12 protein-coding genes are annotated in these 9869 nt (G+C 34.7%); 6 read left to right on the forward strand and 6 right to left on the reverse strand.

Annotated features, from left to right (window positions below; all coding sequences use genetic code 11):
- Positions 1 to 101: 101 nt before the first annotated feature.
- On the reverse strand, positions 102 to 1034 hold the full coding sequence (locus NST93_RS17940; protein ID WP_405099414.1) for a helix-turn-helix transcriptional regulator: 933 nt from the start codon (positions 1032 to 1034) through the stop codon (positions 102 to 104).
- 118 nt (positions 1035 to 1152) lie between these two features.
- On the opposite strand from NST93_RS17940, the gene NST93_RS17945 reads away from it, so the two are divergent.
- The 6 genes from NST93_RS17945 (at position 1153) to NST93_RS17970 (ending at position 5624) form a co-directional block, all read left to right on the forward strand.
- Positions 1153 to 1791, forward strand: a complete 639-nt coding sequence (locus tag NST93_RS17945) for a DJ-1/PfpI family protein (RefSeq protein ID WP_405099416.1) — start codon at positions 1153 to 1155, stop codon at positions 1789 to 1791.
- Positions 1792 to 2025: 234 nt separating this feature from the next.
- Positions 2026 to 2211 carry a hypothetical protein gene (locus NST93_RS17950; protein ID WP_405099418.1) on the forward strand — a complete coding sequence of 62 codons (186 nt, stop codon included), beginning with the start codon at positions 2026 to 2028 and terminating at the stop codon, positions 2209 to 2211.
- A gap of 405 nt (positions 2212 to 2616) precedes the next feature.
- Positions 2617 to 3150, forward strand: a complete 534-nt coding sequence (locus NST93_RS17955) for an RNA polymerase sigma factor (RefSeq protein WP_405099420.1) — start codon at positions 2617 to 2619, stop codon at positions 3148 to 3150.
- Complete coding sequence (locus tag NST93_RS17960) at positions 3134 to 4009, forward strand: DUF3298 domain-containing protein (RefSeq protein WP_405099422.1); 876 nt, start codon at positions 3134 to 3136, stop codon at positions 4007 to 4009. Before NST93_RS17955 ends, NST93_RS17960 begins: the two co-directional genes overlap by 17 nt.
- Before the next feature lie 99 nt (positions 4010 to 4108).
- Positions 4109 to 4927, forward strand: coding sequence for a polysaccharide deacetylase family protein (locus NST93_RS17965; RefSeq protein WP_405099424.1), 819 nt, complete (start codon positions 4109 to 4111; stop codon positions 4925 to 4927).
- Between the two features lie 172 nt (positions 4928 to 5099).
- Positions 5100 to 5624: a GNAT family N-acetyltransferase gene (locus NST93_RS17970; protein WP_405099425.1), complete on the forward strand. Its 525-nt coding sequence runs from the start codon at positions 5100 to 5102 to the stop codon at positions 5622 to 5624.
- A gap of 118 nt (positions 5625 to 5742) precedes the next feature.
- Here the strand turns inward: NST93_RS17970 and NST93_RS17975 are convergent, their stop codons facing one another.
- The 5 genes from NST93_RS17975 to NST93_RS17995 all read right to left on the reverse strand — a co-directional run bounded on the left by NST93_RS17975 (position 5743) and on the right by NST93_RS17995 (position 9846).
- The gene (locus NST93_RS17975; protein WP_405099427.1) at positions 5743 to 6009 is read right to left on the reverse strand and encodes an acyl carrier protein; all 267 of its coding nucleotides are present in this window, start codon (positions 6007 to 6009) and stop codon (positions 5743 to 5745) included.
- 18 nt (positions 6010 to 6027) lie between these two features.
- Positions 6028 to 7062, reverse strand: coding sequence for a 3-oxoacyl-ACP synthase III family protein (locus tag NST93_RS17980; RefSeq protein ID WP_405099429.1), 1035 nt, complete (start codon positions 7060 to 7062; stop codon positions 6028 to 6030).
- A gap of 186 nt (positions 7063 to 7248) precedes the next feature.
- Entirely contained in the window at positions 7249 to 8181 is a 933-nt protein-coding gene (locus NST93_RS17985; RefSeq protein WP_405099431.1) for an ACP S-malonyltransferase, read from the reverse strand.
- 23 nt (positions 8182 to 8204) lie between these two features.
- A complete protein-coding gene (locus NST93_RS17990; protein ID WP_405099433.1) occupies positions 8205 to 8957 on the reverse strand; it encodes an SDR family NAD(P)-dependent oxidoreductase in 753 nt (250 codons plus the stop codon).
- A 238-nt stretch (positions 8958 to 9195) separates the two neighbouring features.
- Positions 9196 to 9846, reverse strand: coding sequence for a 4'-phosphopantetheinyl transferase family protein (locus tag NST93_RS17995; RefSeq protein ID WP_405099435.1), 651 nt, complete (start codon positions 9844 to 9846; stop codon positions 9196 to 9198).
- Positions 9847 to 9869 lie beyond the last annotated feature (23 nt).

Raw genomic sequence — 9869 nt, forward strand, 5'->3', positions numbered from 1 at the left:
TACGTGTCATTTTTAGTTTTAAATGGCACTATTTTATCCTGATAAATGGCAACAAATTTAACTAAATAGGGGAGTATAGGGTAAAATTGAGATTTATTGATTTAATTTTCATATAAGTTAGCTATATCATATATTTTCCGTTTTAATTCTGTTCGGATATGAATAGGTTCTAAACATTCACATTTATCACCAAAACTTAAAAGGATATTGTAATAATAATCGTTTTCTATAAAAGGGAAAGTAACAATGTAGTACTCATCACCGTCTGGTGAAAAATCTTCATACATACAATAATCAAGTGCTCTATCCATGACAGATTTATGAATACGAAGTTTGATTTTTATTTGCATAGTTGTCAAAATATCAGTGAAATCCATTAGTGGTTTTTGATAATCCCGTGGTGTAAAGAAAGTCATTTCTAATTTTAGTTTCGATATACGAGCTAATTTGAAAAGACGAAAATCATTTCTTTTATAACAGTATCCTTGAAAATACCAATGATTACCCTTCAATACAATTTGATGGGCTTCAGTTTCTCGTTCAGTTTTATTTCCATGACGGTCAGCATATTCAAACGAAAGCAGCTTGTTTTCTTGTAGAGCTATTTTTATGATTTCTAAATATGGCTGTACGTTCCTATAACCTATCCACTGACTTAAATCAATATGTATTTGCTCTGTTTTCAATTTGATCTCGTTAACTCTATCCACTGGGATAAAACTTTTTACTTTAGCAAGGGCGTTTACCAGTTCGTCACTTTGTATCATATTGGAGAGACTAGAAAGTCCTGTCAAAATAGTAGAAATATCAGTAGTTGAAAAAACATTTCTATCAATTTTATAATTTTTCATGATTTCAAAGCCACCTCCTGCTCCCGGTGCTGAGTAAATTGGAATACCTGCCATGTTGATGGCATCTATATCACGGTAGATTGTACGAGTCGAAACTTCAAACATATTTGCTAACTCCTGTGCGCCTATCCGTTCTTTATCGAGTAGTATCATAATAATGCTAATAAGCCTGCTAACTTTCATTTGTTAACCTCCTTTCAAAAAAATCTTCGTTCTAGATTGTTGCCATATTGTTGTCAACAATAGATAAGTATAATAATAATAAAACAATCAATCTATTACAATCAAATGGAGGAAAGTTATGAAAACAATCTATATTTATGTACTTGATACTTTAGCTGACTGGGAACTGGGATATGTTACTTCGGAGTTAAATTCCAGGAGATTTTTCAAAGAAGATGCGAATCAGGTATCGATTAAAACAGTCAGTTACTCCAAACAATCAATTATTACAATGGGCGGAATGATAATAGATCCAGACTACTTAATTGATGACATTATTGTAAGTGAAACAAACATGATGTTATTACCAGGTGCAGATACATGGAATGATTCAAAGCATGACGCTATTCTCATAAAAGTAAGCGAGTTGCTCTCCGTAGGCGCTGCAGTATGTGCAATCTGTGGAGCTACCGCGGCACTTGCTAATTTTGGGATACTGGATAACCGTCCGCATACTAGCAATGGTCCGGGATTCCTTGAAATGGTTTGTTCTGATTATAAAGGACAAGATTATTATATAGACCAACCTTCTGTTGCATCTAATAACCTTATTACTGCTGGTTCCACTGAAGCTTTGCTATGGACGAAACAAATCATTGAGTGTTTGGATGTTTTTAAGTCAAACACATTGGAAGCCTGGTATAACTATTTTAATACCGGCGATTCTAAATATTTCTTTGAACTTATGCAAACTCTACCGTCTGACAATAAAAGTTAAACTACTTTTGTTATTATCAAAAACCTAAAAAGAAATTACTTAATGTGCTAAACTCTTTTTGATGTTTTTATGTCCAGTAGATCAAATAATGTGTTTAGTGCTAAAGAAGAAATACCAATAGACTTATTCTGAGCAATCTTCGCATGCCCCATTTGTTGATTGGCCAAGAGATATGATATGTTATTTTAACAATGTGTTTTCTGCTTTATCATACATATTTATTGGAGGAAAACGATGGAGAAAAGAGTATTCGTAATTTGCGGAACAATTATTATTTTGAGCATGTCTATCATTGCTGCTGCTTTTATTATTTCTAATGCGATAAAGCAATATTCGATTAATCTGGATTACACTTATGAAATAACTGAACTTAATGATAATTTTGAGCGGTTTTTAGAAATGGAATATGATTTAGACTAGGATTATTAGTAGAACGGGAATAAAGATAAACCCCTGAAAGCCTCGGGAGTATTAGGTCTTCAGGGGTTTTATATTATTGGCGGTAGAATGTAATGAAATATTATCTGCAGCAAGTTGCTGCTGTAATATTATTTTATACATCATAGAAGTGAATTAGCGAGAACGCAGAGTGTGAGAGATATTGTGTAAAAGCAATATCTCCTTTTTAATTAGAAGCCTTAATGAGGAATCTTTCACCAATATCACCTGCACGCATTATTTAAACGCTAACGGGCATACATAAAACGACGGTAATTACTTCAAATTACCGTTCATTTGGAAAAATTATTCAATCGCAAACTTTTTCCTCTATCTATACGTCTAGTATGTATAAGCTTATTAACCGCTGTAAAGGAGCTCTTTTAGATGGGTTTATTTAAAAAGTCAAAATTAGAAAAAGAATTTACTACTCTTATTCTCGAGAATAAGGAGAGTTTTTATAGAATTGCCTATAGTTATGTGAGAAATCAACAGGATGCACTTGATATTGTGCAAGAATCGATTCACAAAGCTTTAACCCGCATGAACACACTGGAAAACCAAGTGAGCTTAAAAAGCTGGTTTTATAAAATTATCGTAAACAATTCCTTGGACTTTTTACGAAAGCATAAACGGCTGACTATAGTAGATGACAATGTAATGGAAGGTTTAGTAAATGGCAGAGAGGATAAGTATCAAAATTTAGACTTACAAGAGGCGATTGACCAGCTTCCGGATAAGTATAAAACAATAATTATACTTAGATACTTTGAGGATATGAAAATAGAAGAAATCGCTAAAGTTATTGATGAAAATGTTAATACGATTAAAACAAGATTGTACAGAGCATTGAAAATACTGAGGGTTGAACTGGACGAAGATCCAAATACGGAGGAGGTTAAACATGGAAAAAAACTTTAAATCCTTAAAGAAAAAATATGATGAAATTGAGATCCCAAAAGAACTTGATCGTGTCGTAGAGGATGCACTGAAAAAACAAAGAACGAAACGGTATACAGCCAAATGGTCTGCCGGTATTACAGCTGCTGCTCTACTATTCATAACAAGTGTAAACATAAGTCCAACAATGGCTCAAGCTTTGTCTGAGGTGCCTATAGTTGGAGAGGTTGTAAAGGTTATAACGATTAAACAATTTGAGGATGAAGATGAACAACTATCAGCAGATATTAAAGTACCTGCAGTGACGGACTTAGAAAACAAAGAGCTTGAAGAAAGTCTAAATGAGGACTATTTGGAGGAAGGAAAAACACTTTATAAAGAGTTTGAAGCGATAATGGAAAAGGTTAATGAAGGGGAACCCCGGCATTATGCGGTTTCCAGTGGCTTCAAGGTGAAGACAGATAATGAGCAAATCATTGTGTTGGAGAGGTATGTTGAGAGAACTGAAGCTTCAAGTTCAACGACACTTAAATATGACACAATTGATAAGAATAATGAAATAGTATTGTCACTGCCAATGTTGTTTAAAGATGACAGCTATATCCAGATAATCAGCGAAAATATCAAGAATCAAATGCGTGAAGAAATGCATTCAGATAATGATAAAGTCTATTGGGTAGAAGATGCCGGCTTGGAAGACTTTGGTGATTTCTTTGAAGCAATTCAAGCTGAACAGCAATTTTATATTAATAATGATGGCAAACTTGTCATTTCTTTTGATGAATACGATGTTGCACCAGGATACATGGGAAGCGTTGAATTCATCATACCAACTGAAGTTTTAAATGAAGCGCTCGTTAGTAATGAATACATCCATTAAGGCACTGTAATCATATTTATAATAACGTGGCAAATAATAGTATTATGCAGGTTAGGCTATTAGCTCTGCTAGTAGCCTGCTGGAAAGGAAAGCACAAAAATGATTAGGAGAATTCGTTGGCCAGGCTGGGTATTAATTATATTGATTGCGGTAACCTTTTCTTTACTATTTGCCAGACCGATAGGCGGTAGTTCACAAACTGTGTCGACATTGAAAAAGGGGGTAAATCATGAGTTGAAAGAAACGGTACGAGATGACAAACAGTTACTCGAACAAAAGGAACCGGAAGTTGTAGATAGTTTGGAGCGGAATGGAAAGTATATTGCACTTACCTTTGATGATGGACCTCATTCAAAGGTTACTCCTCAAGTACTGGAGGCTCTAAAGGAGCATGATGTTAAAGCTACCTTTTTCATGCTTGGCAGTCAAGCAGCAGCGAATCCCTTAATGGCTGAGAAAGTTGCTTTGGCAGGTCATGAAATCGGAAACCACACAAATTTACATCAAAATTTAGCTAACTTAGATACATATCGTATTGAAGAAGAGATTTCTGCCTCTGCTAGAAAAATAGAAGAAGCGAGTGGACAGTATCCGACCATAACACGGCCACCTTATGGTATATTCGATGAGCGTGTTAAAGAAACAGCCGCAGCATTGGGAAACTCTCTTATTTTATGGTCCGTCGATTCCTTGGACTGGAAGTCAAGAAATGCTAAAATGATAAATGAAGAAGTTCTGAACAGTATTACTCCCGGCGCAATTGTTTTAATGCACGATATCCATCAGGCAACAGCAGATGCTTTACCTGAATTATTAATGACACTCATTAATGAAGGCTATCAATTTGTAACTGTTAGTGAGATATTATCTTTACCAGTAGATGCGGGAGCTGGCCCATATTACAATGTGAAATATTAAAATTTAAAGTTAATCTTATAGATAGAATAGATGTGAACCAAGTGAACGGTGCATTGTAAAATTTATTTATCTGTTGGGTGAATCCATAGATTTTATGTTAAATTATAGTTGGTTAAAATATGAAGTATAAAACATTGGTTATAATTGGCGAACCATAAATAGAGGAGAAAAAATGAGCACAATTTATATTAGAAAAGCTATGAAAGATGACTTAAGAAGTATAATGAGCATCATTAATCATGCAAAACAACTACTAAAGGCTGATGGCAGCAAGCAATGGCAAAATGGAAATCCTAATGAGCAAACAATTCTGGATGACATAGAAAAAGGCTATTGTTATCTATTAATTGTTGACGGTCAAATTGGAGGCACCTCAGCCTTACTGACGGAACCTGATCCAAATTATGAAGTAATTTTTGATGGTTCATGGAAAAATGCCGGTACTTCTTACGCAACGATTCACCGGATTGCTATTTCTACTCATTTCAGAGGGATGCATCTTGCTAATTATTTCTTTTCAAATTTAATTAGCTTAGCCTATAATAAAGGATTTCGGAGCCTCAGGGTAGACACTCATGAGAAAAACCTGCGGACACAAGGATTGGTTCAAAAGTTTGGTTTTGAATATCGCGGCAGAATTTTTGTTGATTCTAGTCCGGATGGTGAAAGGAAAGCCTATGAACTTCAATTAGTATAGAAAACGTATTATTCGGAAAAAGGAGTAACAGTGCGGGTGAATGAAGATAGCCTATAAGATATAACAGGGAATGCATGAATATAGTGGTGAGGCTTACTAAAGCCTCACCACTATATAATTATTTGATACTATTTTTAGATTCTATACCTTTTTGTGATTCAATGAACTCTACTATATTATTAATTGTCTTAAATGCATCCGTATTAATTTGGTTATATTCTAAGCCGAATTCCTCTTTCAGTTCATTAATAAACATTAAGACATCCATAGAGTCCAATCCAAACGGTGATTCAGGTCCAAATAAATCTGCATCATTATCTAATTCCTCAACAGGAATAGATATTTGAAAAAGCTGCAAGTACTTTTCTTTAATTCTAGTAATCATAAACACACTCTCCTCTTCTTAATTATTAATATATTTAAAACAAAGTGAACCCCATAAAAAACCTGCTCCTATTGCGGAGAAAACAATGTAATCATTATCTGAGATTTTTCTCTCTTTCATTGCTTTATAAAGACTTGAAAAGATTGTTGCAGATCCAGTGTTTCCATAGTCCTGCACGGTGATGGTAGTTTTTTCGAAAGGTACATCTAAAACATCTAGAGCTTCTTTAATAATATTTAGATTCGCCTGATGAATAATAAAATGGTCAATTTCCTCAATCGTTAACCCAGCTGCATGAACGACATCTTGAATAGATGAAGGGATTGCTTTTGTAGCGACATTCCAAACTTCCCTGCCGTTCATTTTTATAAATAAATTCTCTGCTTCTTTATTAAACGAACGTAAAGATTCTGTTCCACCGCCTGGAATTTCTACCGCATCATTTAGTTCGTTTTTCAAATCAAAGGATAATAATCCATATCCATCCATTGTTTTTTGCAGTACAATTGCTCCGGCTGCATCTCCAAAAAATACTCTAGTTGAACGGTCACTAGGATCAGTGTATCTTGATAGAATCTCTGCTCCTACAACCAATACATTGTTTATATTTTTATTCTGTAATAAGTGTGCCCCTAAATAAATGGAATAGATTCCCCCAGCGCAAGCAACTTGATTTAAATCAAACGGCAAAGCTTTTGAAGCCCCTAACTTTTCCTTGAGTACCATTGCAGTCGAAGGCAGGCTTTTATCTGGGGTAACCGTTGATAGAATAATAACATCGACATCTTCCGCAGTTATTCCCGCGTCGGTAAGAGCTTCTACACAGGCATCTAAACATAAATCTGAAGTAACATAAGAGTCCTCTAAAAATCTCCTCTCTTTAATTCCAGTTTTCGCTTGGATCCATTCATCTGTTGTATCTAAATCTTTAACTACTTCTGCATTTGTTACTACCCTATTTGGTACATTAAATCCAATCCCTTGAATGTTGATAGGTGTCGTCAATCCAGTTGAGCTTTTTACTCTGCGTTCTACTTCAAGTAAATTAACCATATCCTATCCTAGCTCCTTTCGATTAATAATTATATTTAAACTAAACATAATAATCAGTTAACTTACTGGTTACAAATACTAATTTTCCTATCATCTCCTAATAGAGATATGATTGTTGTATGTTTTAAAATTAACTAAATAATAATCCGTAAAGTTTATAAATGCGTCAAGAATGAAAACTTAACTTCATAAGGAAACCAATTTACTTTTAATGTCATTAGCAGCTAACAAATGTTCTGACTGAAAAGGTATATCCGTGAATTTTAAAGACTTTGTAATAAATTGGCCAGGCCCTATTACTGTTACCTCTGTCACCCCCTGACTATAAATATATTTTAATGATTCGTACCATTGGACAGGTAGGGTATATTGCTGAAATAATTCGTGCCTTAATTCATCCGGGGAAGAGATTTCATCAGCTGTGACATTGCTTACTAAAGGAATATTATTTACCTCATTAAAATTTAAGAAAGGAGCATATTCTTTCTTGAACCTCTGTGCTACATTTTCAAGAAGTCTGCAATGTGAGGGGGGACCATAAGGAACAATAACGCCCAATCCTCCATGTTTAGCCGCTTTTGTACTTAATTTCTCTAAGCTGGCATAATCACCATTCACAATCATTTGAGTAGAATTACCAAACATAATCGGTTCCAAAACTCCGCCTTGTTCTCTAAACTCTTTCATATATTCTAATAGTAAATTTGTATCAATATTATAAAAAAAGTAGACACCGTATTTGTTATCCGGAAATTCACTTGTTTCAATATCGACCATTGCTTTTATCATGCGGAGTGTGTCTGAAAATGACATTCTGCCACTGCAATGAATAGCATTGATAAGACCTAAACTTGGTCCCAAATAATAATCTGGTTTAGGAAGAGAGTCCCTGATCATATCATGAACAGCTGAACAGATTGTTACCGTGCCACATCTTGCAACGACACCATGATTAATTACATCCTCATCATCAGAATAAAACTGCTCAGCTAAATTGAACCCTAAAATATCGCTAGCTTCTTCAAATTTATTTCTGACTTCGATAAATTCTTCATAAAAGTCGTTATAACTTTTCTTTTTTAATTTCATTAATGGTGGAAACAACACTGCTGTTTTCATTACATTCCCTCCTTATTTAATTGCTACATGAGGCCGCCGTCTACTACTAAAGTTTGGCCAGTAATGTAACGAGCTTTCTCTGAAGCTAAGAAAGAAGCAGCCTCAGCGATATCCTTTGGCGACCCTAAACGTTTCATAGCAATTTTCTTTTGGTATTCATCCATGGTTTGTTCGGGGATTCGATGCACCATTCCTGTTTCCTCAATGTATCCTGGTGCTATTGCATTTACTCTGACATTGTAGGGCCCATATTCCTTTCCAAGAGCTCTTGTTAAACCAATTACCCCGGCTTTACTTGCACCGTATACACTTAATCTGTCCATCCCTACCAGTCCAGCTAAAGATGATATGTTAACAATGGATCCTTTTTTCTCCATTAACATATGTAGCGAAACTGCATGAATACAATTAATGACTCCAGTTATATTTGTCTCTATAATTTCGTCCCATTGATCAAGTGGTGTAGTTGGAAGCAATGCCCCAGCGTTACTGATTCCCGCGTTATTTATTAAGACATCTATTGTCCCTTTTTCTTCAAAGATTTCTTTAAATGCTTTTTGGACACTATCACGGTTTATAACATCAATCTTTTTGTAGTCAATATTTTCATTTCTTGTAGCTCTTTTCAATTCTTGTAGTGTTTGTTCAGCCTCTTCACTTGAAGAACGATATCCAAAGGTTACCTGTGCCCCCATTTCTGCAAAGTGCTTTGTAATTTGCTTGCCTAGACTCTTTGAGCCTCCTGTAATAACTACTACTTTGTCTTTCCAGTACATACGTTATCCTCCTCTCGAAATGATTATTATTCTGATAGAGTAGTTTATTTATTGGTAATAATCCCCGCAATTATTATCATTCAATAACAGTCTCTAGAATAAATTTTATGTTTAGTATAATGCTGGCTAGTCTAGTAAGAATCCGTAATTACCGCAAGGGTCATCACGATTGCTGATTAAAAACTTCTATGGTGCAAGAGGATAACCGGCTTTGAAATAAAAAAGTATATGAAAACTCTTAAGTATATGTTTCTAATAAATTTTCCAACAGAAGAAATTTAACATTTACTTTAGATAACGTACTGACAGCTAACAAATTTGGTGGAAAATGAAATGTATTTACATAAAAGTTATGTATTATTTCATTTCTGAGGTTGACCTGGGATGTAACAATCCCCTGCAAATCTGTTGGCGGTGTTTGAAGTCCTGTTCCTATTGCTTTAAGAACTGCTTCTTTTTGAACCCATAAATGATAAAGGGCTATTTCTTTATTTGATTGGAATAAGCTAAATGAGGCGATCTCTTCTTTCGTCATAAAAGAAGAAATCATATCTATCCGAGCGGACTCTATCTTTTCCACATCTACCCCTATCGTGCTATTTTTCGTAATAGCAATACATCCCATATTTTTACAATGCGAGAGGTTAAAATGGATTTGATCTCTGTATTTATTTGCTTTGAGAGATGGTTTTCCAAATGGATTATATTCGAATTCTACTTCTTCTGGTTTCATATTTAAGTAAAACCCTAATAGACATCGAAGGGCATATCGACATAGAAGGTAAGATCTTCTATGTTCACTAAACTTGAATCTATTCGCACGCTCTAATTCCTCTTTTGACAATGTTTTTTGATTTACAGGAATCGGATGATTAACTAAATCAATCACCCAAAGATGTACTTCCTGATCGA

The sequence above is a fragment of the Oceanobacillus sp. FSL H7-0719 genome, from assembly GCF_045040795.1.
In the GTDB taxonomy this organism is placed as follows: Bacteria; Bacillota; Bacilli; order Bacillales; family Amphibacillaceae; genus Oceanobacillus.